We start from the raw sequence: 26,434 nt of genomic DNA on the forward strand, positions 1-26,434 counted from the left end.
TGGTGGGCCCGCCCCCGGAGGGACGAGCCGTCTGTCGGATCAGTCGACCCGGATCAGTTGCAAGGGGCCGAACCGCCTGTGACACCCTGGCACAGCGCATCGACCTCGATCCAGCCGGCGTCCGTCACCACGGACAGGTTGTCCTTGGTGACCGGCACGGGGGCAAGGAAGATGGCGGTCATCTCGGTGCCCGCTGGCGATGTCCATGCCTCCGCGCCCTCAATGTCGGACGGAGCTGTGCCATTGGCCAGAGCCACCGCTATCTCGGCCGCGGATTTGCCCAGTTCGCGCGCATCTTTCCAGACCGATACCGTCTGCGTACCGTTGGCGACGCGGTTCAGCGCGGCGTGATCGCCGTCCTGACCGGACACCGGAATGCCTTCCATGCCCTGCGCGGTCAGCGCGGCGACAACGCCACCGGCGGTGCCGTCGTTGGACGCCACGACTGCATCGACGTTGTTGTCGTTGGCGGTCAGGATCTGCTCCATATTACGCTGGGCGTTCGCAGGCAGCCAGCCATCGGTATAGGCCTCGCCCACGATGGTGATCTTGCCGGAATCGATGGCCTCCTGCAGGATTTCCTGCTGACCGCCGCGCAGGAAATCCGCGTTGGGATCGGTGCCGGAGCCCTTGATCATGACATAGTTGCCCTCGGGTGCGGCCTCCAGAACGGCGCGGGCCTGCATGCGGCCGACTTCGACGTTGTCGAACGTCAGATAGAACGCATAGGGGTCTTCGATCAGGCGGTCATATCCGACGACCGGGATGCCTTCGTTCGATGCGGCGGTAATTGCCGGACCGATAGCCTGGCTGTCCTGTGCCAGGATAATAAGCGCATCGGCGCCCTGAGAGATCAGTGATTCGACGTCCGACAACTGCTTGGACGAGGACGATTGCGCGTCAGCCGAAATATAGGTCGCGCCAGCAGCGTCCAGCGCGGCCTTGATGGCTGCTTCATCGGTTTTCCAGCGTTCTTCCTGAAAATTGGACCAGCTTACGCCGACGACGGGCGCATGGGCGTCCGCAAAGGCAGCGGTGCCAGCAAATGTCATAGAAGCGACCGCAGCCGCCGTCATTAGAGTCTTCATGGTATCCTCCCAATGGATCACCGGCCCCGCACATTGGCGGAGCCTGATTGGACCAAGGAACCAAGTTTATATTCGATTGTCAAAATTAATTTGACGTCGCGGTGGAACAATCGTTCACTAAACCCCTGCGCAACGCGCCTTGATGCCGATCCACTGCCTGCAGTCCGGGCATGTGTTGGATTTTATATTGTGGGGTCGAACTAATGGGACTTGACGCCCCACAGCGCACGAAGCGACGGACGCAGGGGGCCGCTGCAACTCAGCTTGCCGGGGCCGACGCGCCCGGATGCGGCCCCCTTCGCGGCGCGCGCCAGCAAGGCACTCTGTCCCTGCGGCAGCAGATTTACGAGCAGGTCCGTTCGGCTGGGCGAATCAGCCGGGCGGTTCTGGCCAAGGAACTCGAAGTCTCGCCCGGATCGGTCACGCCGCTGGTATCGGACCTGTTGGCCGCCGATCTTCTGCGTGAACTGGAGGACGAGACACAGCATGTCGGGCGCGGACGACCCCCTGTCACTTTGGGTGTGAATCCGGAGCGGGGCCTGGTCGCGGGCCTGAAGATCAGCGACCACGAATATTCCGCGATTCTGGTCGATCTGGCAGGGCAGCCCGTTGCCCAGGCGACGCTTCCCCGCGCCGCCGATATCCGCTCGATCAAAAGCCTTCTGGACGAGCTATCCGTCCTTTATGCCCGGTTGCTAGACAGCGCAGGTCCCGATGCGCCACCCGTTCTGGGTGTAGGCCTGGGCTTGCCGGGCATGGTCGAACACGCCTCCGGCCTGTTGCGCTGGTCCCCGATCCTTGACGCGCGCAACGTCGATCTGGCCCGCGCCGTCTCGGATCGTCTGGGCCTGCCGGTGTCGGTCGACAATGACGCCAACCTGCTGACCATGGCCGAGCTGTGGTTCGGCAAAGGCAGGTCCCTGTCGGATTTCGCGGTCGTCACCATCGAATACGGCGTCGGTCTGGGGCTGGTCGTGGACCATGCGCCTTACCGCGGCGCGCACGGGTTCGGGATGGAGCTGGGCCATACCAAGGTGCAACTGGACGGCGCGTTGTGTCGCTGCGGACAACGGGGCTGCCTGGAAGCCTATGTTGCCGATTTCGCGCTGGTCCGCGAGGCGCCGATCGCGCTGGACGGCGCGCTGCCGCCGCGGGGTGAAGTGCTGGAAGCCCTCTACAATCAGGCCAAGGACGGGAACGAGGCGGCGCGCGCGATTTTTGATCGCGCCGGTCGATATCTGGCGCTCGGGCTGGCGAATGTCGCCAACCTGTTCGACCCACGCCGCATCATCCTGTCGGGCAGCCGGATGCGGTATGACTATCTTTATGCCGAGGAAATGCTGGCCGAGGTCTCGGGTCTGACGCTGAACACGCCGCCGCCCATCGAAGTGAACGCCTGGGACGATCTGGTCTGGGCGCGCGGAGCCGCCGCCCTCGCCCTCTCGGACCTGACCCCGAGGCTGATGGGATGAAGTGGCTGCTGTTGCTTCTGGCCACGCCAGTCGTCGCCGAGCCGGTGTTCGAGCCGGTGACCATACCGTCCCATGTCTATGACGGCGGGTGGGAACATTTCGTAGGTGGCGGCATCGCGGCCTTCGATTGCGACGGCGATGCCCTGCCCGAACTGGTCGCGGCGGGTGGCACCAATCCTGTCATGCTTTTGCGCAACCGGGGCGACATGGTGTTCGAGGCCGGGGCGTTTCCGGCAATCACCGGGGCCAGCGGGGTCTATGCACTGGATCTGGACGGCGACGCGGTGGACGACCTGGTCATATTGCGTGTCGGCGAAAACGTGACCTTGAAAGGCGACGGCGCCTGCGGATTTGCGGTCCACGATTTCGGTGTGCCAGGCGGCGACAGATGGACAACGGCCTTTTCGGCCACGTGGGAGGCGGGGCGCGACCGCCCGACGCTCGCCTTCGGGAATTACGTCGATCGCGACGACCCCGATGGTCCGTTTCGCGCCTGCGACGACAACCTGCTGCTGCGCCCCGAGTCCCAAGGCTATCGGGCGACAGTGCTGACGCCGGGGTTCTGTGCATTGTCGATCTTGTTCTCGGACGAAAACCGCGATGGCGCGGCAACCCTGCGGCTGTCGAATGACCGGCACTATTATGTCTCGGGCGGGACGGAGCAGATGTGGTCGCTGACCGAGGGGCGGTTCCTGGGACCGGATGACGGTTTCGACGGGCCATCAATCTGGGGCATGGGCATCGCGTCCCGCGATATCACCGGCGACGGGCGGCCCGACCTGATGCTGACCTCGATGGGCGATCAGTTGACGATGCTGTCCACGGCCACCGGTCTGACGATGGCACCCTTCGATATCGGCACCTTCGCGCAGCGGCCGCATGTCGGCGATGACGGGCGACCCTCGACCGGGTGGCACGCGGCCTGGGGCGATGTGGACAATGACGGCGATGCGGACCTTTTCATCGCCAAGGGTAACGTCGATCAGATGCCGGACATGGCGATCGAGGACCCGAATAACCTGCTGCTGAACGAGGACGGACGATTCCGGGAAGTGTCCGAGGCCGCCGGGGTCGCATCGACCTATCGGGGTCGCGGTGCGGTGCTGGCCGATCTGGATGGCGACGGGCGGCTGGATCTGGCGGTGGTCAACCGGCGCGCGCCGCTGGAAGTCTGGAGGAACGTGTCGGATGCGGGGAATGCCCTATCGATCACGCTGGAGCAGCCCGGAGGGAACCGCGCAGGTGTCGGCGCCTGGGTCGAAGTGCGGACGGGCACGACCGTCCAGACGCAGGAACTGACGGTCGGCGGCGGTCACGCAGGGGGATCGGTCCTGCCGCTGCACTTCGGGATCGGGGATGCGGATTCGGCGGAAGCACGGGTGATCTGGCCCGACGGGGACGTGAGCGACTGGGTGACCGTTACACCCGGTCCGGTCCGGTTGATCCGCTAGGGCCGATCCACCGGAAGACCCGATGGCACGGTTTCGGGTATACCGAGCCGGCCGGCCAGGGCGGTCTCGTCCCGCAGCGTTTCCAGGAAGGCCATCAGGGCCGTGACCTCCGTTTCCGTAAGCACCCTGTCAGGGCCGCGAACGGCAGTGGCGAGCGCCGTTACCTCCGCCGCATCGTCCATGAACGTCCAGTCGGTCGCGGCGATCTCCGGCCCGGCGTCGGGCAATGTCACGTCGCGGGCATATTCCGACAATGCGGCGCGGGGTGCGGCATGGGCAGCGATGAAATCGCGCAGATCTGCATAGGCCCCGGCATGACCCCAGGGGCCGGTCTCGGTCACATTGCGCAAGGACGGCGTGCGAAAGGCAAAACGGTCGGCCGCGTCTCCGGTCACGCGGGCACGGCCTTCGTCGCGGGCGTGCCGTTCGAACCGCGCGCGTTTGCCCGGCCCAAGCTGCGGCTGCCCGGTTACATGAAAATCCTGGTCGGTCTGGAACGGGCCGCTGTGACAGGATGCGCAGCCTTGGGTGAAATAGAACAGCTCCGCCCCCTGTAACGCGCGGGCCGACAGATCGTCCTCGCCCCGCAACCACAGGTCGAAAGGGGCCGTGTCGCTGCGCCATTCAAACTCGACGAATTGTCCGATCGCATCCGATATATCGGTGAAATCCAGTGTATCGTCGCCCGGAAACGCCGTCTCCCACATCGTAATGTATTCGGGGATTGCACGGACCCGTGCCGACAGCTTTTCCCACGCCCCGTCCGGCCCGGTGATCAGGCCCTGCCGCACCGCCTGCGCGACCTCGTTCTCCGAGTAGTGCCCGGCCATCTCGTCACCCGACAACACCGGAAACATGGTCTGCGCCGACAGCAACGTGTCGAACCCTTCGACCATTTCCGGCCCCATCGGAGTGCGCAACACGCCGTCCCGGTCTTCGATCCGCCCATCGTGAAACAGTGCGGTGAATTCCTTCGCGCCAAGGTTCCACAGGCCTGGCGCGTTTCGGGGGATACGCTGTTCGGGCGGGTTCGCCGGATCGGGCACACGGGCCGTTCCCAGCCCGATGCCACCTTCCCCCAGACCCAGGCTGAGACCATCGCCGGTGCCGAACTGCGGTTGGTGGCAGGTGCCGCAGCTTATGTTGCGGTTGCCCGACAGGATCGGGTCCCAGAACAGCAGCCGCCCCAGCGCAACCTTGGCCGGGTCGGTCGCGCGATAGGCATCGTCTGTCACCGGAGGCGGAAACCCCTCGGCCCGAGCGGACACGGAAAGAGCGGATAGGATCAAAAGGGCGCGCAACATAGGCGTGACGTAATCACAGCGACGCAGGCTGCGGAAGTGGGGCAGAAGGCTGCACCGCAGCATAAACGCTGGCCTTCCCCTTCGATTGGCGGTAACGCGCCCGCAACCCCCTATTCGAGGCACGAGTTTCATGGACCTTCGCAACATTGCGATTATCGCGCACGTCGACCACGGCAAAACAACGCTGGTGGACGAACTGCTCAAGCAATCCGGCACCTATCGTGAAAACCAGGCCACGACCGAACGGGCCATGGACAGCAACGATCTGGAACGCGAGCGCGGCATTACTATCCTTGCCAAGGCCACGTCGGTCGAATGGAAGGGTATCCGCATCAATATCGTCGACACGCCCGGCCACGCTGATTTCGGCGGCGAAGTCGAACGCATCCTGTCGATGGTCGACGGTGTGGTCCTTCTGGTGGACGCCGCCGAAGGACCGATGCCGCAGACGAAGTTCGTGACCTCCAAGGCACTGGCACTGGGCTTGCGGCCGATTGTCGTGCTGAACAAGGTCGATAAGCCAGATGCGGAGCCGGACCGTGCGCTGGACGAATGTTTCGACCTGTTCGCCAACCTTGGCGCCGACGACGATCAGCTGGACTTCCCTGTCCTCTATGCGTCGGGCCGCAATGGCTGGGCCGATACCGAACTGGATGGCCCGCGCGAAAACCTCGATGCGCTGTTCGATCTGGTGGTCAAGCACGTCCCCGCCCCCAAGCAGATCGCCGACCGTGACAAGCCGTTCCGCATGCTGGCAACTACACTGGGGGCCGATCCCTTCATCGGTCGCATCCTGACGGGCCGGGTCGAATCGGGCACGCTGAAGGCTGGTCAGACGGTTCAGGCCCTGTCGCGGGATGGCGAGAAGATCGAGCAGTTCCGCGCGACCAAGATCCTCGCCTTCCGCGGCCTGTCCCAGCAGCCCATTGATCTGGCCGAGGCCGGTGACATCGTAACCATCGCGGGCATGGCCAAGGCCACCGTGGCCGACACGATCTGCGACACCTCCGTGACCGAAGCGATTCCGGCGCAACCGATCGATCCGCCGACCATCACCGTGACCTTCGGTATCAACGACAGCCCGCTGGCCGGCCGGGATGGCAAGAAGGTGCAGTCCCGCGTCATCCGCGAGCGTCTGATGAAGGAAGCCGAGACCAACGTCGCCATCAAGGTGACCGACACCCCCGGCGGCGAAGCTTTCGAGGTTGCCGGTCGTGGCGAATTGCAGATGGGCGTATTGATCGAGAACATGCGCCGCGAAGGGTTCGAGCTGTCGATCAGTCGCCCGCAGGTCCTGTTTCAGGACATCGATGGCGTCCAGCACGAACCGATCGAGGAGGTCACCATCGACGTCGACGATGATTATTCCGGCGTGGTAATCGAAAAGCTGACCAGCACGCGCAAGGGCGACCTGGCCGAGATGAAGCCTGCGGGCGCGGGCAAGACCCGCATCATCGCCTATGTGCCGTCGCGCGGATTGATCGGCTACCACGGTGAGTTCCTGACGGACACGCGCGGCACCGGCGTGATGAATCGCGTGTTCCACGAATGGGCGCCGTTCAAGGGTCCGATTCCGGGCCGTCGCGCAGGCGTTCTGATCTCGATGGAATCGGGTGTGTCCGTGGCCTATGCGCTTTGGAAACTGGAAGATCGCGGCAAGTTCTTCATCGGCGCGCAGGAGCAGGTCTATCAGGGCATGATCCTGGGCGAACATTCGCGTGAAAACGATCTGGAAATCAACCCGCTCAAGGGCAAGCAGCTGACCAACGTGCGCGCGTCCGGCACCGACGAAGCGGTGCGCCTGACCACGCCGATCACCCTCTCGCTGGAGCAGGCCATCGCCTATATCGACAACGATGAACTTGTCGAAGTGACGCCCAGCGCGATCCGTATGCGCAAGCGTTTTCTCGACCCGCACGAGCGCAAGCGGGCTTCTCGCGCCGCCGGCTAGACCGCGAACCGACACAGTGAAAACAGGCGGCCGGACTGAAATCCGGTCGCTTTTTTCGGATATGCCTAATACGGCGCATGTCGAAACCTGGTATCGGGTAATCCGTCTGGACTGCACGTGGCTTCAGCAGTTTCGCCCTTGCACCACCATGGGAATATTGGTCACGTCGGTGCGACAACCGCTCGCTTGCCCTCCCGCGCAGGAAGTCCAGCATACGGCCCGTCTCGATACGCCCCCGGAGGAAGTCCACTTGAAATCCACCAGTCCAAGGTCCCTGACCGCGCAGCTTTCTGCGAAATCCGCACCGAAGCACCCGGAAGGGAAGCGTCCGGAAATCACGGTTTCATCCGGAATTTCCGCATGAAGGTCGCGACCTTGACCGTAATCGGAGTCGTCGTGCTGGCAGGACTGGGCGGCGCAGTGATCGCACTCTGGCCCGGCACGACAAACATAACCGGTTTGCGTGAAAATCTGGCGCCTCTGGACGCTACGGTGGACGTTGCCGCGGGAGAAGCGATTTATACTGCGCAATGTGCCTCTTGCCACGGCGCAAACCTCGAAGGTGCCCCGGATTGGCGGTCGCCCGGACCCGACGGCAAGTATCCGCCCCCGCCGCATGACGAATCCGGACATACCTGGCATCACGACGATGCGACGCTGTTCAACTATACCAAGCTTGGCGGAGATGCGGCGATGGCTGCACTCGGCTTGGAGAATGCGAACAGCGGCATGCCCGCATTTGCGGATATCCTGACGGACGCAGAAATCCGTGACGTGCTGGGCTATATCAAATCCACCTGGCCGGAACGTGTGCGCGCGGCACAGGCCGCGCGCTCAGGCGGTTAGGCGGCGCGCACCTCGTAGCCTTCCGCGCGGATGGCACCCATCAGGGTCTCGGCATCGGCTTCGCTTTCGATATCCACGGTCCGGCCCGGCAGGTCGACAGTGACGCTGGCGGCGGGATCGACGGACGCGATGGCTTTTTCGACAGAGGCGCGGCAGTGACCGCAGGTCATGTTTTCGACATTCAGGCGCATGGAAATCTCCTCGGGCTTGCGTCCGGTGCAAGTGGGATGTTCCCCCGCTGGAAGGTCAAGCCGGGCCAGAATATTTTCGAAGTCCCTTGACCTTCCAGTCTTGGGAACCTTCATTAGGGGGAATGAATCGAATCCGGAGACGACGATGACCCAGACTTTCGAAATCGAGGGGCTGTCCTGTGCGTCCTGCGTCGGACGCGCCGAGAAAGCGCTTGCCAGCGTGCCGGGCGTGACGAGTGCGCAGGTCAACCTTGCGACTGGGCGTGCTACGGTCGACGGGGCACCGGAGATGACCGAACTTGCCGCCGCGCTGGAGCGGGCGGGCTATCCGGCGACGACGGATACCATCACGCTGGATGTTTCCGGCATGTCTTGTGCGTCCTGCGTGGGTCGCGTGGAGAAGGCCCTGAAAGCGGTTCCCGGCGTGACCGGGGCCGAGGCGAATTTCGGGACGGGGCGCGCAATTGTCACAACGCTTGCAGGCACGGCGACACCTGCCGAACTGGCCCGCGCATCGACCGAGGCCGGCTATGACGCCAGTCCGCATGGCGACAGCACACAGAGCGGTCGCAGCCATGACGATATCGCGGGAGAGTTGCTCAAGCGGCTGGTCATCGCCGCAATCCTGACCCTTCCGGTCTTCGTGATCGAAATGGGCGGCCACTTCATTCCCGGTTTCCGCGACGCGTTCGAAGGTGCCGTCGGACGCATGACGTCCTGGTGGTTCCAGTTCGTGGTGACAACAGTGATCCTTGCCTGGCCGGGACGCAGCTTTTTCACCAAGGGCATCCCCGCGCTGTTGCGTGGTGCGCCCGAAATGAACAGCCTCGTGGCGATCGGGACGTTTGCGGCCTGGGCATATTCGACTGTGGCACTTCTCATACCCGGAATTTTCCCCGAAGGCACGCGCGCCATCTATTTCGAAGCGGCTGCGGTCATCACCACGCTGATCCTGCTGGGTCGCTGGCTGGAAGCACGGGCGCGGGGCCGTACCGGCGCCGCCATTGCCCGGCTGGTCGGGTTGCGACCCGCCACCGCGCAAGTAATCCGCGACGGAGCAGTCATTGAGGTTCCGCTCGCTGAGGTGGTGAGCGGTGATCTGGTCGAGGTCCGGCCGGGCGAGCGACTGCCGGTGGATGGCACCGTGACGGATGGCGCGTCATGGGTCGATGAAAGCATGGTGACGGGTGAACCGGACGCCGTGCGCAAGGTCGCGGGCGACACGCTGACCGGCGGCACGGTCAATGGCGCGGGCGCGCTGACGATGCGGGCCGGAGCCGTGGGCGAAGATACAGTCCTGTCGCAGATCATCCGCATGGTCGAGGCGGCGCAGGGCGCGAAACTGCCGATTCAGGCGATGGTCGACCGGGTGACGAGCGTCTTCGTCCCCGTGGTCATGGTATTGGCGGCGCTGACGGTCGCGGTGTGGCTGCTGGTCGATCCGGCGCTGGCACTGGTGGCAGGCGTTTCGGTCCTGATCATCGCCTGCCCCTGTGCGATGGGTCTGGCCACTCCGACTTCGATCATGGTTGGCACGGGACGGGCGGCAGAGTTGGGTGTGCTATTCCGCAAGGGCGACGCATTGCAGGCGTTGCAGGGTGCGAAGGTGGTGGCACTGGACAAGACCGGAACGCTTACTGCGGGGCGCCCCGCACTGACGGCGCTGTCCGTTGCGACCGGCCATGACCGCGCCACTGCCCTGACTTTTGCAGCGGCAGTCGAGACGAAGTCGGAACACCCGATCGCCCGTGCCATCCTGCGCGCCGCCGAGGAGGACGGACTGGACGTGCCCGAAGCGCAGGACTTCGAGAGCCACACCGGCCTTGGCGTCACCGCCACGGTCGAAGGCCGCGCCGTGCTGATCGGGGCCGAACGGTTCCTGGTGCAGCGCGGCATCGACCCCGCCCCCCTACGTGCCGAGGCTGATCGTATTGCCAGCGAAGGCCGCACACCGCTGTGGCTCGCCGTCGACGGGGCAGTGGCGGCTGCGATCGGCGTCGATGATCCGGTCAAGGCTTCGACCCCCGCCGCGATCCGTGCGTTTCACGATCTGGGGCTGGAGGTCGCGATGATCACGGGCGACGCGGCGACCACCGCACGTGCCGTTGCCGATCGACTGGGCATTGATCACGTCGTGGCCGAAGTGATGCCCGCAGGCAAAGTCGATGCACTGCATCAGCTGCGCGCCGACCACGGCGCAATCGCCTTCGTCGGGGATGGCATCAACGATGCGCCGGCGCTGGCCGAAGCCGATGTCGGCATCGCCATCGGCACCGGCACCGATGTCGCCATCGAGGCGGCGGACGTGGTATTGATGGCGGGCGAGCTGGATGCCGTCGTCCGTGCGTTGGCCATCAGCAAGGCAACCATCCGGAACATCCGTCAGAACCTGTTCTGGGCCTTTGCCTACAACGTAGCGCTGATCCCCGTAGCGGCAGGCGTGCTCTATCCCTTCACGGGCACCCTGCTGTCGCCAATGCTGGCGGCAGGGGCAATGGCGTTGTCGTCGGTCTTCGTTCTGACCAATGCGCTGCGGTTGCGCCGGGCCGCGACACCCGCCGCAGACCCCACGCCTGCGGCAATGCCCATGGAGGTTCCGGCATGAATATTTCGGCTGCGGCAGAGCGGTCCGGCGTACCGCCAAAGACGATCCGCTATTACGAAGAGATCGGGCTTGTCCGACCCCTGCGCGAAGACAACGGCTACAGGTCGTTCCAAGATAGTGACGTGCACAAGCTGACGTTCCTTGGGAAAGCGCGGGCATTGGGTTTTGGGATCGACGATTGCAGAGCGCTTCTGGCACTGTGGGAAGACGAGGCCCGCACTTCGGCAGAGGTAAAACGCATCGCCAATGGGCATCTGTCCGAAATCGACACCAAGATCGCGGGACTGCTTGCCATGCGTGCAACGCTGGCTGAACTTATCGAGCATTGCCGTGGCGACAGCAGACCGGATTGCCCGATCATAAAATCTTTGGAACCCTGAGGGAACTATCCTGCACTGGAAGGTTGTTTGATGTGGTAATCAGAGGAGAATACCATGTCATATTGGCGCTTTTTAGGCATGATCGTCACATCCACGATCGTGATGTACGGTCTGATGTACGCAAATTCCTATGCCTGGGAGCACCTTTATTACAGCGAAAGCCGCGTTTACATGGCTTTCTATATGGGAGCGACGATGGCGGTGATCATGTTGCTTTTCATGCTGAGCATGTACACCGACAAGTTGATCAATATGGCCATCTTCGGAGGCAGTGCGATAGTCTTCGCAGGCGCGTTATATCTGTTCCGCAGCCAGGATACGATCGGAGATCAGGCCTGGATGAAGGCGATGATTCCGCACCACTCGATCGCGATCCTGACCTCGCGGCGGGCCGAAATCACCGATCCCCGCGTGGCGAAACTGGCCGAGGAGATCGTGGTAGCCCAAAACCGCGAAATTTCCGAGATGCGCTGGATGATCGAGGATATCGACCGCAACGGTGAAGCCGGTGCAGACGCTCCCCTTGGGCAATCCGATGCCGAAGCCCCTGTCGAAACTCTCGCCGAAGCGCTGGCCACTCCCGTGATCGCCGGTATCCGGCCGGACCCCATGACCGAAGAGGAAATTACCCGCGCCCTGGGCACCGATGCAACCTGCCGTTTCGAACGCGCCGTTGACGCCGATCCGATTTTTGCAACCGTGGACGGACGTGGCGTTGCCAAGATTTCCGGATCGCTGATCCTGCTTGAAGGCGATGCCGCGACGATGGAGGCCGAAGGCATCCGCATGACCCTGACTCCCCCGGATTCGGACGCGGGTGAAGGTGCGGACCTGATCTTCGACCTCATGACGGAACCGGCACTGCGGGTTGGCTTCGATGGATATCTGACCTGTAGCTGAGAGGGGAGCATCAATGCCCAAGGATACCCAGGCGAAGACTGCTGTCCTGTACAGGATGGCGATGGACGAACACACCTGTCCTTATGGTCTCAAATCCAAGGATCTGCTTGAGCGCGAGGGTTTCGAGGTGGAGGACCACCAACTCACCTCGCGCGAGCAAACCGAAGCCTTCATGCGCAAGCATGATGTCAAGACGACGCCTCAGGCCTTCATCGACGGAAAGCGGGTCGGTGGCTACGAAGACCTTCAGGTCCATTTCGGCAAGAATGTGCGAAATCCCGATGACACAACCTACCAGCCGGTCATCGCGTTGTTCTCGGTCGCGGCCCTGCTGGCTCTGGCTTTCGCCTGGGTTGCACTGCCCTCGATCTTCGCCTGGCAGACATTGGGCTGGTTCATCTCGATCTCGATGGTGCTTCTGGGCCTCCAGAAACTCAAGGACATCGAAAGCTTTTCGACGATGTTCCTCAACTACGATCTTCTGGCGAAACGATGGGTCCGCTATGGCTACGTATATCCTTTCGTCGAGACGATTGCAGGTCTTCTGATGACGGCAATGATCCTGCCGTGGTTGTCTGTTCCCGGTGCTCTTTTCATCGGTACCATCGGCGCGGTATCGGTTTTCAAGGCTGTCTACATCGACAAGCGAGAACTGAAGTGCGCCTGCGTCGGCGGTGACAGCAAAGTGCCTCTGGGCTTCGTGTCGCTGACCGAGAATCTGATGATGGTCGGCATGGCAGTGGCGATGATCGTCGCGGTCTTTGCATAGTGCCGATTTTTACACCTTGGCGTAACGGCCAACCCGGATTGGGATCATGATGATAACGGCAATCGTGCTGGTGGCGGTCCTGATCGCCGCCTGCACCGCAGTCCACTATGTCGCGTTGCGCTTTGCTGCCCAGTTCGTGTCACCCGCCCGCCATCCTTCACACTGCGTTGCCATAGCGGTTACGGTGATCGCGATTGCCCACTCAATCGAAGCATTGTTGTATGCAGGCGGGTTCTGGTTTGCCGTGCACAGCCTTCAGATCGGCGATCTTGCGTCATCTCCACCTGATGAGGAAAAAGTCCTGAACTTCATGGACTACTACTATTTCTCAATGGTCAATTTCGCGACGCTCGGACGAGGCGACCTTATCCCGAGCGGACATCTTCGTTTCATGACAGCAATGGAAGCCTTCCAGGGTTTTCTGCTGATCACGACTTCTGGTGCTTTCCTTTTGCAAATCATGGGCGGAAAAGACCCGTTCAAGCGATAAAATGGAGTGGCTTTCAACCTTCCCTGTCGACAAATGCGGTAGAATTTCAGTCTCTTGCGCAGCCCAGGTGTCGGTCACGGTTGAGATTCAAGGCGGCACACGGGCATGGATAGTAAAGTGGCTGGACGGTCCGCTCCGCGGATTACCAGTCCACAATACCCATCCACGGTCCGGCACGAAACGTGTTCAGGTGGCTCGACCGAACCCGGCCTGCACTGCCCGCTCATGCACATTGGTATCGCCGCTCGCATAGCCTCCCTGAAAATTTCCGCAGTGTCGGTGTAGCAATCCGTTTCCCCTAAATGACTGGTTTTCGCACTTTATTTCCGTATCTCATTAGTCATCTCAGCCTTTGTGATTCGTTTCATTTGCTTCGGAGATATGATAACCAGCATTAATCCCGTTTTTTGGAGAACTTGATGACTGCAGTCGAGCATTGTGCTGTCAACATCACTGGATCAGGCGAAACGGCTATCGTTTTCCTGCATGGCTATGGCTGCGACAGTGGCATGTGGTGCAAGGTGGCCCCTGCATTCGAGAAGGATTTTCGTGTCGTCACCTATGATTTGATGGGCTATGGAAAATCTGCGACGGAACATTATGACCTTGTCCGTTATGCCTCCCTGGACGGCCATGTGGATGACCTGATCGCAATCCTGGACGAACTTGGGCTGAAGGACGTGATCGCGGTCGGCCATTCTGTCAGCGCGATGACGATCGGGCTGGCCGCCCAGCGCCGCCCTGACCTTATCGGCCGGCTCGTTATGATCTGCCCGTCGCCCAGCTATGCCAACGACGGAGACTATGTTGGCGGGTTTGAGAAGCAAGATCTTCTTGGTCTGCTGGATATCCTCGATGTAAATTATCTGGGTTGGGCGCGCGATATGGCACCGCAGATCATGGGCGTGCCCGATCGTCCGGAGCTTGGCGAAGAGTTGACTGAAAGTTTCTGCCAAACAGATCCCGACATTGCCCGGCATTTTGCAAAAGTCACGTTCTTGTTTGATCATCGTGAGGACGTGAAGATGATCACGCAGCCTACGCTGGTGCTACAGTGCCGGGACGATGCCCTGGTGCCTCCCACTGTCTGGGCATGGTTGATGGACAATATGCAGAATGCCGACCATGTGATTTTGGACGCGACCGGCCATTGTCCACACGTCAGCTACCCCGAAGCCACAACAGAAGCGTTGGTCGAGTTTGTTCGTCCGCGGGTCGTTGCATGACCGAGGCGACTGCCTTCGGAATCGATCCGGACCTATGGCCCTGCGGGCTTGTTGTCATGAATGAAACTGGCCAAATAGAACTTACCAACGCTACGCTGAGGGAGTGGTTGGGGATAGACCCATCCGATCAGTGCCAAAGCCTTCGCTTTGTCGATGTCCTGTCGCGGGCGGGTCGTATTTATTTCGAAACCCATCTTCGCCCTCTTCTGCTCATGAATGGCCATTTTGCAGAAATTTCCATGGATATTGAACGTAGCGATGGTACGCGGTTTGGCGTTTTTATGAATGGCCGTGCAACATTGAGCAACGGGCGCATGATAAATGCGCATTTTTGCGTTTTCAAGAATGAACAACGCCGCTCGTTCGAGCGGGAACTTGTAGCAAAGCGGCGTGAAAGCGACGAATTCCGAAGCCTGGTACGATCATCGCCTCAAGCCATCGTGTCGGTCGATATGGACCTGATCATTCACGCCTGGAATCCCGCTGCGGAGGATCTGTTCGGTTACACCGAAGCCGAAGCGATTGGGGAACGGTTCGATTCACTTTTGGTTACACCGGAAGACCAGGAAGCGGTGGCAGACGATCTTTTGCACATCGCTACTGGAGAAACCCTGAGAAGCGAAGCTGTGCAGCTTCACAAGGATGGCCGTCGGCTTCATGTCGAAAAAAGCATCGCTCCCATAAATGACAAAACGAAGGAATATTCAGGCTTCGTGGCGATCTTCAGTGACATCAGCGCACGAAAGACATCCGAAGCCAAAATCCAAGTCTTGTTAGAGGAAATCAACCACAGATCGAAGAATTTGCTATCGGTCGTTCAGGTAATCGCACGACAGACGTGGCGTATCTACAAGGGTGCAGATTTCTTTTCTGCATTTAACAACCGTATAGCCAGTCTTACCTCGAACCAGGATATGTTGATCAGCAGTAAGGGGAGTAATGTAGACTTGGAATCGCTTGCGCATGCTCAGTTTGCGCACCTGATAGACCCGGAGGACCCTCAGGTTGTAATCAGCGGCCCGGCTGTTCACCTCAGCAAATCGGTGACACAGGCCATTGGCATGGCGATATTCGAGCTGGTCACCAATGCCGCCAAATACGGTGCGCTATCAAAAGAAGCTGGCGCAGGCGCAGTTACATTGTCCTGGAAGATCAATGATATGCCAAGTCCGATGTTGGAAATGTCATGGATAGAAACAGACGGCCCGCCGGTCATTGTACCGACGCGCAAGGGTTTTGGTTATCAGGTAACCGGCCCTCTCCTTGAAGGCGTAACATCGGGACAGACAAGCCGCGAATACGCGACGGAGGGCTTTCGCTGGACGTTGAAAGCACCTCTTGACCGGTTAACGCAATAGAAAGATTAGCCGAACGCCATAAGGCGCATGGTCCCCTGGCGTGTCGTAACGTGCCAAGATCAGGTTCAGCCGACGCTTTCCGACAGGACGCCCCTCGGTCCCGTGCCATGCGCACCGTATGGCGCCTGAACCCTTCGACAGGTCAGGTGGCGGGCCCAGAAGGATTCGAACCCTCGACCTGCCGATTAGAAGTCGGCTGCTCTATCCAGCTGAGCTATGGGCCCGCAGGGACGCGCCCTTCCGATACCGAGAAGTTCGACCGGGCGACCTGACACTGCGATGACTGCCCGGATTTCTCATCCGAGTAAAGATCGATACCCTATCAATGCGTCCAGACGCCACGCCGGTTGGTGGCGAAATTTTCGCCATAGCCACCTGCACGCAGGTTGGCGCGGCGGCTGTGCGGACGCAGGACGGTATATTCGATGCCCCTGTCACGGGCATATTCCTCGGCCTCCTTCTGCGTCTCGAACCTCAGCGTGACCTGAGCCTGCATGTCGCGCGATCCGGTCCAGCCGGTCAGCGGATCGATTTCGCGCGGGGTCTCGTTGATGAATTCCAGCAGCCATTCATGCGTATTGGCCGTGCCCGACGACATGGCAGTCCGGGCGGGCTTGTAGATGCGTGCGCGCATGGGAAATCTCCGGCGTAGGTCGGTCGCGATTTGAAGGTCGTGAACCGGAATAGCCGCCTGCGAGCCGGTCATGCAAGGGATCATCAGAGGCCGCCCATGTCAGGAGCATGCGCCGGCAGCCTTGCGACAGGCGGGATGCGCAATAGATACTGGTATTGTCCGACGCTCCAGAGGCACGCATGGCCCACAACAATACCAACCGCCCCAAGGGCGAAATCCTGACCCTGCCCGACAGGCCGGACATTGATGTGCCGATGACCTCCCGCGCACCTGCCGCCCGACCCAAGCTGGAGGGCGGGCGCATCTTTCGCATGGCCACCACGTTCAAGCCTGCGGGCGATCAGCCGACCGCCATCGCGGAGCTGGTCGGAGGTGTGAACGAGGGCGAGCGCGATCAGGTTCTGCTGGGCGCGACCGGCACCGGCAAGACCTTCACCATGGCCAAGATCATCGAAGAGACGCAGCGCCCCGCGATCATCCTCGCCCCCAACAAGACCCTCGCGGCGCAGCTCTACGGCGAGTTCAAGGGGTTCTTCCCCGACAATGCGGTCGAATACTTCGTCAGCTACTACGACTATTATCAGCCCGAAGCCTACGTCGCCCGCTCCGACACCTTCATCGAGAAGGAATCGCAGATCAACGAACAGATCGACCGGATGCGCCACTCGGCCACCCGCGCGCTTCTGGAACGCGACGACGTGATCATCGTCGCCTCGGTCTCGTGCATTTACGGCATCGGGTCGGTCGAAACCTACGGTGCCATGACGCAAGACCTGATTGCCGGCAACGATTACGATCAGCGCAAGGTCATGGCCGACCTGGTGGCGCAGCAATACCGCCGCAACGACGTGGCCTTCGCGCGCGGCAGCTTCCGCGTGCGCGGCGACTCGGTCGAGGTCTGGCCCGCCCACCTCGACGACAGGGCCTGGCGGTTGTCATTCTTCGGCAACGAGCTGGAGTCGATCACCGAATTCGATCCGCTGACCGGCGAAAAGACCGGCACGTTCGACAAGATCCGCATATACGCCAACAGCCATTACGTCACGCCGCGTCCGACGATGCAGCAGGCCATCAAGGGCATTAAACAGGAATTACACGTTCGCCTGAAACAACTGGTGGATGATGGCAAGTTGCTTGAATCTCAACGGCTTGAACAACGCACCAACTTCGATCTCGAAATGCTTGAGGCGACGGGCGTCTGCAACGGGATCGAGAACTATTCCCGCTATCTGACCGGCCGCGCCCCGGGCGAGCCGCCCCCCACGCTGTTCGAATACATCCCCGACAACGCCATCGTCTTCGCCGACGAGAGCCACGTCTCCGTGCCGCAGATCGGCGGCATGTATCGAGGTGACTTCCGGCGCAAGATGACGCTGGCCGAACACGGGTTCCGCCTGCCGTCCTGCATGGACAACCGCCCGCTGAAGTTCGAAGAATGGGACGCCATGCGTCCGCAATCCGTCTTCGTCTCCGCCACCCCGGCGGCATGGGAGCTGGAGCAGACCGGCGGCGTCTTCACCGAACAGGTGATCCGTCCCACCGGCCTTCTGGACCCGGAAATCGAAATCCGCCCGGTTGGCACGCAGGTCGACGATCTGCTGGACGAAATTCGTCTTGTGACCGCCGACGGAATGCGCACGCTGGTCACCACGCTGACCAAGCGCATGGCCGAGGATCTGACCGAATACCTGCACGAACAGGGCATCAAGGTCCGCTACATGCACTCCGATATCGACACGCTGGAACGCATCGAAATCCTGCGTGACCTGCGGCTGGGGGCCTTCGACGTGCTGATCGGCATCAACCTGCTGCGCGAGGGGCTGGATATCCCCGAATGTGGCCTCGTCGCCATCCTCGACGCCGACAAGGAGGGCTTCCTGCGCTCCGAGACGTCGCTGGTGCAGACCGTCGGGCGCGCCGCACGCAACGAAAAGGGTCGCGTCATCATGTATGCCGACCGCGTGACAGGGTCGATGGAGCGCGCCATAGGCGAAACCAACCGCCGCCGGGCCCGGCAAATGGCTTATAACGTGGAACACGGCATCACGCCCGAAACCGTGAAGAAGAACGTCGAGGATATTCTGGCCGGTCTCTATCAGGGCGACGTCGACATGAACCGGGTCACCGCCAGGATCGAAAAGCCGCTGGCGGGCGCGAACCTGATGGCCCATCTCGACGGGTTGCGCGACCAGATGCGCAAGGCCGCCGAGAATCTGGAGTTCGAGGAGGCCGCGCGTCTGCGAGACGAGGTCAAGCGGCTGGAAACGGTGGACCTGATGGTCTCGAACGATCCGCTGACGCGGCAATCGGCGGTGGAACAGGCCGTCGAAGACGCGCGCAAGGCCGAAGGCCGGTCAACGGCCGGGCGTCCGGGACAGAGGGGCGGGAATGTGCAGCGGCGAAAGAAGCGGTAATCACCCTTATGCCGGTCGCGGCAGCTCATGGGACTGCGGGCAACGGATCAGACTATTTCCTGTCTGGTTGATATCCGGAAACCTGGCTTTCCGAAGGCTGGTACTCAGATCAACCAAGTGCCAGCCTCGCTCTACCTGTACAAAGTCTGTCCCTTACTTTCGGCCACTAACCGCCCGCACCAAACCCACGACGACTGCCGCGCCGATGGCCCCCACGATCACCACCAGCAGCACACCGCCCGCCGCCAATACCGTGATGCCCAGCGCCGCCAGCAGGAACGGCGTCGCAATCGCGGCGAGCGCGCCGATCAGGGCGTAGAGCGCCACGCTCCGGCCCGTCAGCTTGCCCGCGACCGCGCCGACGACGAGGCCGATAAGCGCCAGCAGCACGAAGACGACTGTGCCGAGGCCCTGCAGAAACTCTTCCATGTGATCTCTCCCTGTATGTCCCGCGCCCAAGTCCGCGCAGCTTCGCACCGTTCCGCGCCCCATTCACCCTTTTCGTGCGATCCGATACGGGTGACCCATATCCGACGCGGGTCACCCGTGTATCACCCCTGAAATCTCAGGGTTGATCGGGTTTATCCTGAACCTCCACATCCACGTCGAGATTGGGCTGGATGACGTCCAGAACCTGCGTCGCCCAATCACCTATGACCGGTATGAAATTGATCTGGGCCAGCGACCAGACCAGCACCGACAGCACCACTGTGGCCCCCAGAACCGAACCCAAGCCGAACGCCAGACCGCGATAAAGTTGAAACAGGATCAGCCGCGGCACCGAGTTGTGAATCTGAATGAAGCGGTGACGATTCAGGCGGGCCAACTCACGGCGCAGGCTGGCGACTTCTTCCTGGAGAGCGTTCTGATCCATCCCGAAACCCTATTGAGCGCGCGCGGCATTCACAAGATGCCGCGCAATGCCTGATATGACGCCGCCGTCGCGGCGTTGGCCAGATTCAGCGAACGGATGTGCGGCGACCGCATCGGCAGCTTGACCAGACGATCTTCATGTCCGGACAGCTCCGCCTTGCCCAGACCGAGGGTTTCCTGTCCGAAGACAAGATGGAAGTCCGGTGTATAATCAACGTTATAAAAGCTGCGCGCGCCATACTCCTCGAACAGGAACATGGCCTCCGGGCGCGGCGCACGGCGGATCAGGAAGTCGTCCCAGCTGTCGTATTCATACAGACGAACGTGTTTCCAGTAATCCAGCCCCGCGCGACGCACATTGCGGTCCGTGATCTCGAATCCATAGGGGCGGATCAGGCACAGATCCAGGTCCAGCGCCACGCAGGTTCGCCCGACCGATCCGGTGTTGCCCGCGATTTCCGGTCGCACAAGCACGATTGCAGGTCGCGATGCCGTCACTGGTGAACCATTGCCCAGCGTTCGATCAGGTCGAATTGCAGCGACCGCGACCGGCGGCTCCAGGCGGACCCGCCCGCCGGACGATCCCGCTGATCGATCGACAGACCAGCGCGGCGGTCGATATCCGCGCAGAATGTCGCAAAGGCCAGTTGGCGGCCGGACCGGGCATTGAAATAACCGGCCAGTCCCGACACGAAATTCAGGGAGCCTGTCTTTGCCCGCACCGGCTGACGCGGCGGACCATCCAGCGTCAACTCCTTCATCAACGGCTGCAACCGCGCCTGCGCGCCTGGCGCAGTCAGCAGTTGCACCATGTCGGACGCCGAAATCCGTGTGGTACCGTTCAAACCCGAATGATCGTCGAAATCCGGGCGGCGGGCCCTCGTGCGCTGCATCACCCAGTTGGACATCGTATCCGCCGATGCGCCCAGGTTGCGGGGCGGACCCGCATTGCGCGCGGTGGCGGTCAGGCCCAGAACCTCAGCCACGAGGTTGGTGGAGAATCGCAGCAGGGAGTTCACGATCCGATCCAGAGACGCGCTTTGGGTCAGGCCAATAACCGTGCCCTGCCCGCGACCGCGTTGCGCGGCGGGCACGACGATCCCGTTCGTGCGCAACATCGTGCGAAGCACATCCCCGGCATAAAGATCGGGGTTGCGGACCGGCAGCCAGCGCGATCCTGTTTTACCTAGCTGGCCGCGTGCAACCGACCAGACATCTACATCGCCCACACGGTCATAGGTATAGACCGGCAGCGACCGGTCCACGACGCGCATGGTCGACGTGTTAACGGCGGGGCGGAATCGCTCGGTCCGTCCGGCCATCGCGGTGGTGTAGGAGTTGCCCGTGCGGGTCCACGAAAAATGCACCCGGTTGAAATTGAGGTTCAGACCGCCGATCGCGGGGTTATAGCCGACCGTATCGGACTGGGTCCGGTCGATGCGGTCGATGGACGGCAGGGCCGAGCTGTCAACCAGAAGTCTGCCGGTCACTTCACGCACGCCAGCAGCCTTCGCCTGCGCGGCCAGGTCATACAGCCCGTCGCTATCGAGCGACGGGTCGCCACCGCCCACCAGAACCAGATCGCCGTTCAGCCGACCGTTTCTGATCGGACCGGTCGCGATCAGCCGCGTCTCGAACCGGAACCCTGCGCCCAGCGTCTCGAGCGCGTAAAGGGAGGTCGCTGCCTTGGCAACGGACGCGGGCGGCAACGGACGCAGCGGATTGTAGGTTTCCAGGACCTCACCCGAGTTTGCATCGGACAGGACGAATCCGACCTTGCCGCCCAGCCCCGCCTCCTCGATCAGACGGTCGGCACCGGGAGCGGACCGGATCAGGGCATCCGCCGGTCTGGCAGTCGGGCGCGAAGAGTAATCCGGCGCATTCGCACAGGCCGGAAGCGCCACGGTCGTCAGCGCACCCGTCAGAAAGAACCGTCTTTGCATCCCGATCACCTCATCTCCCAAGTTAAATTATTGATGCATGGGGATTGGGGGGTTGTGAAGTGCGGATCGCACACTGGGCAGCATCCGGGCCAGATGATAGCGACGCCCCATGAACCGCGAGACGCTTGGATCAGTGGCGCTGATGTTTGTCGCCATGTCGCTGATTCCGCTGGGGGATACGGCGGGCAAGCTGTTGACCGGCGAGCACGGCGTCTCGGCGTTCTTCGTGGCCTTCAGCCGCTTTGCCGTCGGGGCGATGATGATTGCGCTGATTTTGGGTGGCCGGGTGCAATGGACGCTGTATCGCGACTGGCGCGTCTGGCTGCGCGCAGGGCTGATCGCGGCAGGGATCGCCAGCATACTGACCGCGCTTCGGACCGAGGATATCGCAACCGTATTCGGCGCGTTCTTCGTCGGTCCGATCTTCAGCTATGTCCTGTCGGTCCGACTGCTGGGTGAACGGGTCACGCGGCTGCAATCCGTGTTGTTGGCGTTGGGATTCTGCGGCGTATTGCTGGTGGTGCGACCGGGGTTCGGCATGACGCCAGGCCTGGGGTTCGCGCTGTTGGCGGGGCTTTTCTACGGTGCTTTTTTGACCGCCTCGCGGTGGTTGGTGCATCTTGCGCCACCGCGCCAGATGATGCTGTCGCAGACGGTGTTGGGAACGGTCCTGCTGACCCCGCCCGGCCTGGTCGATGTGCCGGCCCTGACCGCCCCGATCCTCTGGTTGACGCTTCTGTCGGGGGTTGCATCGGCGTCGGGTAACCTGCTGCTGGTGATTGCGTACCGGCGGACGGGGGCGACGGTTCTGGCACCTTTCGTGTATTTCCAACTGATCTCGGCCACTGTGCTGGGCCTTGCAGTCTTCGGCACCTTTCCCGACCGCCTCGCCCTTGCCGGTCTGGCCGTTCTGGTAGTCGCAGGGTTGGGAACGGTTGCGATGCGGCGTTAGGCCCGGCTCCTGTCCTGCACCGCCCTGAAACACGAAATTACGGGGCCTCTGTCCAGGATGCGCCTGCCGCCCGAACCCGTTTCGCGATGCGCGACAGGATGGGTTTGGGCGTAACATCCCCCTTCGCCTGCGCCCAGGTCAGGAATGCACCGATACGGCGGTCGACTTTTTGTGCATGATTTCCGGCAATATCCTCGATCCGATGATCCAGAAAGGGGTTGGCGAACCGCTGGATCGTTGTTTCGACATAGGCACGCGCGGTATCGCCCATGCCTGCGGCATCGAAGGCCGGCAGCACCTCGCCCTTATAAAGTCGTCGCAACGTCGCCTCGCGCCGGGCGACGAACAGGCGGACCAGATCGGGCGTGAACTCCGGGTCCTGCAACCACTGATCGGCCATCCAGGTGTGCGCCAGGTTCAGGATGAACAACTTCAGCGCTTGGACGTCCTTCAGGTCGGGCAAGATTCGGACGGAGGGGTGGACGCAGGGCGAAATCAGGTCCGGCTGATCCTCGATCGCCCAGAGCGCATAGGGCTCCGTGACCGCGCCCGCCGGTTGCAGGGGTTGCGAGACGATGCGGTCGACCAGTGAATTCACCCAGATCACGTGGACGCTCAGCCAGTCGCGGAAGGTACGGTCTTTCGCCAAGGCCAGAACCCGGTCGCGCAATACGGTGCCGTTGTCAGCTACCAGTTCCATCGGCATGATCTGGAGCGGCCCCCCGCCCGCATCGAACCGGGCGCGCAACAACCGTGTCAGCTTGGCCGGATAGGAGAGGCTTTGGACCCGCGTGGTTTCATCGGTGTCGCCGGGACGCGGGGCAAAACCGTCGTCACCGGTATTCGACAGAACGATCCGCGCTTCGTCGACGAACACGCGCGTGACCTCGGGCCAATCGCTCGCCGTCGACAAAGTGCGCGCGATGCTGGTGACCCGCGCGATACGTTGCATGGGGAGACCGCTTTCCAGCCCTTCGATCCGAACGTCATAGCCTTGCGTCAACGCGGCAAGACGGTTGGTGCGCGCAGGGTCGCCGCTGGATTGAACGACGGTGATCGGGCCGACGTCCTGACCCGCCGTTCGCGCTTCGGACACGAAAAGGTCCGCGTGGGCCTGTAGGAACCGGCTGGTCCCGAATTGCAGGATGGGTGTCTGGGTCATGACCCCTCCTCGGACTGGAACTTCAGCTTGTGATCGGCCCATACAGGACCCGTCAAGCATCATCGGGGCAGGACTATGGATCGGATCGACGCACATCAGCATTTCTGGCGGGTCGAACGGGGCGATTATCACTGGATGGACGACAGCGTCGCGCCGATCCGTCGGGATATTCTGCCCGAAGATATTTTGCCTCTGCTGGTGCGCCATGGCATCGACGGCAGCGTGGTTGTTCAGGCTGCCGCGACAGAAGCCGAGACACGGTTTCTTCTGGCGCTGGCGAAGGATGCGCCCTTCGTCCGGGGCGTCGTCGGCTGGGTCGATCTGGAGTCCGCAGACGTGGCAAACCGGCTGGAGGATCTGGCGAGCGATCCAAAGCTGAAGGGCGTCCGGCCGATGCTGCAGGATATCGACGACACCGACTGGATCGCGCGACCCGCCGTCGTGCAAGGGCTGCGAGCCGTCGCCGAGCGGGGCCTGCGGCTGGATGCACTGGTCCAGCCCCGGCATCTGCGGATTTTGACGCAGGTGGCCGAGGGCATCCCGGAACTGCCAATTGTCATCGACCATTGCGCCAAGCCATTGATCGCGGGCGGGGTCGATCCCGGCGATGGCTGGCGGGCCGACATGGCGCGGCTGGCGGCCCTGCCACAGGTAATGTGCAAACTGTCCGGGCTGGCAAACGAGGCCGGACAGGACTGGTCCGCAGAAGGGCTGCGACCCGTCGCCGACCATGTATTGCAGGTATTCGGACCCGAGCGCGTGATGTGGGGCAGCGACTGGCCGGTGCTGGAAATGGTTGGCATATACGATGGCTGGGTCAGCGCCACGGAAACGCTGCTGTCTGGACTTACGCCGAACCAGCGCGCGCAAGTTCTGGGCGGCACGGCGACACAATTCTACGGCCTAGAAGCGGTATAACGGGCGATCCCGCACGGGGTGGCAAGAGGAACTGGGTCGGATATGCTCGGGCTGCGTTGATACGAGGGAACCGCCGATGACGACGACCATAACGCCCGTCATCCTGTGCGGCGGATCGGGCACGCGGCTTTGGCCCCTGTCCCGCAAGAGTTATCCCAAGCAATTCACGGCTTTGATCGGCGACACCAGCCTGTTTCAGCAAACCGCGCTGCGTCTCTCGGGGCCGGGCTTCGCCGCTCCCGTGACCGTGACCAATCAGGCGTTCCGTTTCATCGTCACGCAACAACTGGCCGAAGTCGGGATCGACCCCGGCGCCGTCCTGCTGGAGCCATCGTCCCGCAACACGGCCCCGGCGCTTTTGGCCGCAGCGCTGCGGCTGGCGCAGCACGACCCGGAGGCGTTGATCCTTGCCGCTCCGTCCGATCATCATATGCCTGACGCACATGCCTTTCGCGCCGCTGTGCAGACCGGGGTGGCAACGGCACAGGCGGGCGGTATCGTCACCTTCGGCATCCGCCCGGATCGGGCTGAAACCGCGTATGGATACCTCGAAATCTCGCCCGGCGCTCCCAGTCCATCGCCGCTGCGGCGCTTCGTCGAAAAGCCGGATCGGGCGACGGCGGAGGCGATGATGTCGGACGGCGGCCATCTCTGGAATTCGGGCGTCTTTCTGTTCACCGCGCGCACGATGATCGCCGCCTGCGCACGCCACGCGCCCAGGATGCTGGCCAATATACGCGATGCCATCGGCCGCGCCCGACCGGACCTGGGTTTTTTGCGGCTGGCCGAAGATCCCTGGGCCGCCTGCGATGACGTCTCGATCGACGTCGCCATCATGGAAAAGGCCGACAATCTGTCGGTCGTGGAATACACCGGGCACTGGTCCGATCTGGGGGGCTGGGATGCGGTGTATCGCCATGCTGAAACCGATGGAACGGGCACTGCAACCCATGGTCCGGCATTGGCGATGGATTGTGCGGACACGATGCTGCGGTCGGAAAGCGCGGGGCAGCATATCGTCGGTCTGGGTCTGCGGGACATCGTCGCGATCGCCATGCCGGACGCCGTCCTGATTGCAGACCGAAGCCGATCCGGAGAATTGAGCGGCGTTGTCGCACAACTGCGCGCCATGGGTGCCGCTCAGGCCGATACCTTTCCCAAGGACCACCGGCCCTGGGGGTTCTTCGAGACGCTGATCAAGGGGCACCGCTTTCAAGTCAAACGGATCGTGGTCGATCCGGGCGCGGCGCTGAGCCTGCAAAGCCATGTCCACCGGGCCGAACACTGGGTCGTCGTCGCCGGCACCGCGCGCGTGACGAATGGCGAGGAAATCACGCTGGTGGGCGAGAACGAGTCGGTGTTCATTCCACTGGGCGCGCGGCACCGGCTCGAAAACCCCGGCAAGCTTCCGGTCGAATTGATCGAAGTGCAGACCGGTGCCTATCTGGGCGAAGACGATATCATCCGGTTCGAAGATCCCTATCAACGATAGTCGCGCCTTCGCTTA

The 26,434-nt window shown here is 62.1% G+C and carries 24 protein-coding genes and 1 tRNA gene; 15 read left to right on the forward strand and 10 right to left on the reverse strand.

Annotation, left to right across the window (positions count from 1 at the left end; genetic code table 11):
* Window positions 1–53: 53 nt before the first annotated feature.
* On the reverse strand, window positions 54–1,088 hold the full coding sequence (gene xylF, locus AC13C2_RS15250) for a D-xylose ABC transporter substrate-binding protein (RefSeq protein ID WP_482887342.1): 1,035 nt from the start codon (window positions 1,086–1,088) through the stop codon (window positions 54–56).
* A gap of 203 nt (window positions 1,089–1,291) precedes the next feature.
* On the opposite strand from xylF, the gene AC13C2_RS15255 reads away from it, so the two are divergent.
* Together AC13C2_RS15255 and AC13C2_RS15260 are read left to right on the forward strand one after the other, a co-directional pair.
* The gene (locus tag AC13C2_RS15255; protein ID WP_482887343.1) at window positions 1,292–2,560 is read left to right on the forward strand and encodes an ROK family protein; all 1,269 of its coding nucleotides are present in this window, start codon (window positions 1,292–1,294) and stop codon (window positions 2,558–2,560) included.
* Window positions 2,557–4,011: a CRTAC1 family protein gene (locus AC13C2_RS15260; RefSeq protein ID WP_482887344.1), complete on the forward strand. Its 1,455-nt coding sequence runs from the start codon at window positions 2,557–2,559 to the stop codon at window positions 4,009–4,011. The genes AC13C2_RS15255 and AC13C2_RS15260 overlap by 4 nt, the downstream gene beginning before the upstream one ends.
* On the opposite strand, the gene AC13C2_RS15265 is transcribed toward AC13C2_RS15260, so the two are convergent.
* Complete coding sequence (locus AC13C2_RS15265; protein ID WP_482887345.1) at window positions 4,008–5,279, reverse strand: cytochrome-c peroxidase; 1,272 nt, start codon at window positions 5,277–5,279, stop codon at window positions 4,008–4,010. The two genes, AC13C2_RS15260 and AC13C2_RS15265, sit on opposite strands and share 4 nt — an antisense overlap.
* Window positions 5,280–5,445: 166 nt before the next feature.
* Here AC13C2_RS15265 and typA point away from each other — a divergent pair, with 166 nt between their 5' ends.
* The gene (gene typA / locus AC13C2_RS15270) at window positions 5,446–7,266 is read left to right on the forward strand and encodes a translational GTPase TypA (protein WP_092759709.1); all 1,821 of its coding nucleotides are present in this window, start codon (window positions 5,446–5,448) and stop codon (window positions 7,264–7,266) included.
* A 360-nt stretch (window positions 7,267–7,626) separates the two neighbouring features.
* Window positions 7,627–8,112 (forward strand): c-type cytochrome, encoded by a 486-nt coding sequence (locus AC13C2_RS15275; protein WP_482887346.1) that lies wholly within the window; start codon window positions 7,627–7,629, stop codon window positions 8,110–8,112.
* On the opposite strand, the gene AC13C2_RS15280 is transcribed toward AC13C2_RS15275, so the two are convergent.
* Window positions 8,109–8,303, reverse strand: a complete 195-nt coding sequence (locus tag AC13C2_RS15280) for a heavy-metal-associated domain-containing protein (RefSeq protein ID WP_092761143.1) — start codon at window positions 8,301–8,303, stop codon at window positions 8,109–8,111. The genes AC13C2_RS15275 and AC13C2_RS15280 overlap by 4 nt on opposite strands.
* 145 nt (window positions 8,304–8,448) lie before the next feature.
* Here AC13C2_RS15280 and AC13C2_RS15285 point away from each other — a divergent pair, with 145 nt between their 5' ends.
* From AC13C2_RS15285 to AC13C2_RS15315, 7 genes are all read left to right on the forward strand, one after another.
* Window positions 8,449–10,908: a heavy metal translocating P-type ATPase gene (locus tag AC13C2_RS15285; RefSeq protein ID WP_482887347.1), complete on the forward strand. Its 2,460-nt coding sequence runs from the start codon at window positions 8,449–8,451 to the stop codon at window positions 10,906–10,908.
* The gene (cueR, locus tag AC13C2_RS15290; RefSeq protein WP_092759704.1) at window positions 10,905–11,288 is read left to right on the forward strand and encodes a Cu(I)-responsive transcriptional regulator; all 384 of its coding nucleotides are present in this window, start codon (window positions 10,905–10,907) and stop codon (window positions 11,286–11,288) included. The genes AC13C2_RS15285 and cueR overlap by 4 nt, the downstream gene beginning before the upstream one ends.
* Before the next feature lie 54 nt (window positions 11,289–11,342).
* Window positions 11,343–12,188 (forward strand): DUF305 domain-containing protein, encoded by an 846-nt coding sequence (locus tag AC13C2_RS15295; RefSeq protein WP_482887348.1) that lies wholly within the window; start codon window positions 11,343–11,345, stop codon window positions 12,186–12,188.
* Window positions 12,189–12,201: 13 nt separating this feature from the next.
* The gene (locus tag AC13C2_RS15300; RefSeq protein WP_474521131.1) at window positions 12,202–12,957 is read left to right on the forward strand and encodes a MauE/DoxX family redox-associated membrane protein; all 756 of its coding nucleotides are present in this window, start codon (window positions 12,202–12,204) and stop codon (window positions 12,955–12,957) included.
* A 46-nt stretch (window positions 12,958–13,003) separates the two neighbouring features.
* On the forward strand, window positions 13,004–13,447 hold the full coding sequence (locus tag AC13C2_RS15305) for an ion channel (protein WP_482887349.1): 444 nt from the start codon (window positions 13,004–13,006) through the stop codon (window positions 13,445–13,447).
* Window positions 13,448–13,866: 419 nt separating this feature from the next.
* A complete protein-coding gene (locus AC13C2_RS15310) occupies window positions 13,867–14,673 on the forward strand; it encodes an alpha/beta fold hydrolase (protein ID WP_482887350.1) in 807 nt (268 codons plus the stop codon).
* Window positions 14,670–16,031, forward strand: a complete 1,362-nt coding sequence (locus AC13C2_RS15315) for a sensor histidine kinase (protein ID WP_482887351.1) — start codon at window positions 14,670–14,672, stop codon at window positions 16,029–16,031. Before AC13C2_RS15310 ends, AC13C2_RS15315 begins: the two co-directional genes overlap by 4 nt.
* A gap of 147 nt (window positions 16,032–16,178) precedes the next feature.
* Here the strand turns inward: AC13C2_RS15315 and AC13C2_RS15320 are convergent.
* Together AC13C2_RS15320 and AC13C2_RS15325 are read right to left on the reverse strand one after the other, a co-directional pair.
* Window positions 16,179–16,255, reverse strand: a tRNA-Arg gene (locus tag AC13C2_RS15320).
* Between the two features lie 98 nt (window positions 16,256–16,353).
* Window positions 16,354–16,665, reverse strand: coding sequence for an ETC complex I subunit (locus tag AC13C2_RS15325; RefSeq protein WP_482887352.1), 312 nt, complete (start codon window positions 16,663–16,665; stop codon window positions 16,354–16,356).
* A gap of 254 nt (window positions 16,666–16,919) precedes the next feature.
* On the opposite strand from AC13C2_RS15325, the gene uvrB reads away from it, so the two are divergent.
* Window positions 16,920–19,079 carry an excinuclease ABC subunit UvrB gene (uvrB, locus tag AC13C2_RS15330; RefSeq protein WP_092761137.1) on the forward strand — a complete coding sequence of 720 codons (2,160 nt, stop codon included), beginning with the start codon at window positions 16,920–16,922 and terminating at the stop codon, window positions 19,077–19,079.
* A 153-nt stretch (window positions 19,080–19,232) separates the two neighbouring features.
* On the opposite strand, the gene AC13C2_RS15335 is transcribed toward uvrB, so the two are convergent.
* From AC13C2_RS15335 to dacB, 4 genes are all read right to left on the reverse strand, one after another.
* A complete protein-coding gene (locus AC13C2_RS15335) occupies window positions 19,233–19,508 on the reverse strand; it encodes a GlsB/YeaQ/YmgE family stress response membrane protein (protein ID WP_092759694.1) in 276 nt (91 codons plus the stop codon).
* A gap of 136 nt (window positions 19,509–19,644) precedes the next feature.
* Window positions 19,645–19,953: a DUF5665 domain-containing protein gene (locus tag AC13C2_RS15340; protein ID WP_092759692.1), complete on the reverse strand. Its 309-nt coding sequence runs from the start codon at window positions 19,951–19,953 to the stop codon at window positions 19,645–19,647.
* A 29-nt stretch (window positions 19,954–19,982) separates the two neighbouring features.
* Window positions 19,983–20,450 (reverse strand): TrmH family RNA methyltransferase, encoded by a 468-nt coding sequence (locus AC13C2_RS15345; protein ID WP_092759690.1) that lies wholly within the window; start codon window positions 20,448–20,450, stop codon window positions 19,983–19,985.
* Window positions 20,447–21,895, reverse strand: a complete 1,449-nt coding sequence (gene dacB, locus AC13C2_RS15350) for a D-alanyl-D-alanine carboxypeptidase/D-alanyl-D-alanine endopeptidase (protein ID WP_482887353.1) — start codon at window positions 21,893–21,895, stop codon at window positions 20,447–20,449. Before dacB ends, AC13C2_RS15345 begins: the two co-directional genes overlap by 4 nt.
* Before the next feature lie 109 nt (window positions 21,896–22,004).
* On the opposite strand from dacB, the gene AC13C2_RS15355 reads away from it, so the two are divergent.
* Window positions 22,005–22,847 (forward strand): DMT family transporter, encoded by an 843-nt coding sequence (locus tag AC13C2_RS15355; protein WP_482887354.1) that lies wholly within the window; start codon window positions 22,005–22,007, stop codon window positions 22,845–22,847.
* 37 nt (window positions 22,848–22,884) lie between these two features.
* Here AC13C2_RS15355 and AC13C2_RS15360 read toward each other — a convergent pair whose 3' ends face one another.
* A complete protein-coding gene (locus AC13C2_RS15360; RefSeq protein ID WP_482887355.1) occupies window positions 22,885–24,009 on the reverse strand; it encodes a mannitol dehydrogenase family protein in 1,125 nt (374 codons plus the stop codon).
* A 75-nt stretch (window positions 24,010–24,084) separates the two neighbouring features.
* On the opposite strand from AC13C2_RS15360, the gene AC13C2_RS15365 reads away from it, so the two are divergent.
* Together AC13C2_RS15365 and AC13C2_RS15370 are read left to right on the forward strand one after the other, a co-directional pair.
* Complete coding sequence (locus AC13C2_RS15365; protein ID WP_482887356.1) at window positions 24,085–24,927, forward strand: amidohydrolase family protein; 843 nt, start codon at window positions 24,085–24,087, stop codon at window positions 24,925–24,927.
* Window positions 24,928–25,003: 76 nt separating this feature from the next.
* On the forward strand, window positions 25,004–26,419 hold the full coding sequence (locus AC13C2_RS15370; RefSeq protein WP_482887357.1) for a mannose-1-phosphate guanylyltransferase/mannose-6-phosphate isomerase: 1,416 nt from the start codon (window positions 25,004–25,006) through the stop codon (window positions 26,417–26,419).
* The last annotated feature ends 15 nt before the right edge of the window (window positions 26,420–26,434 follow it).

Source organism: Jannaschia sp. L-14R, assembly GCF_056857695.1.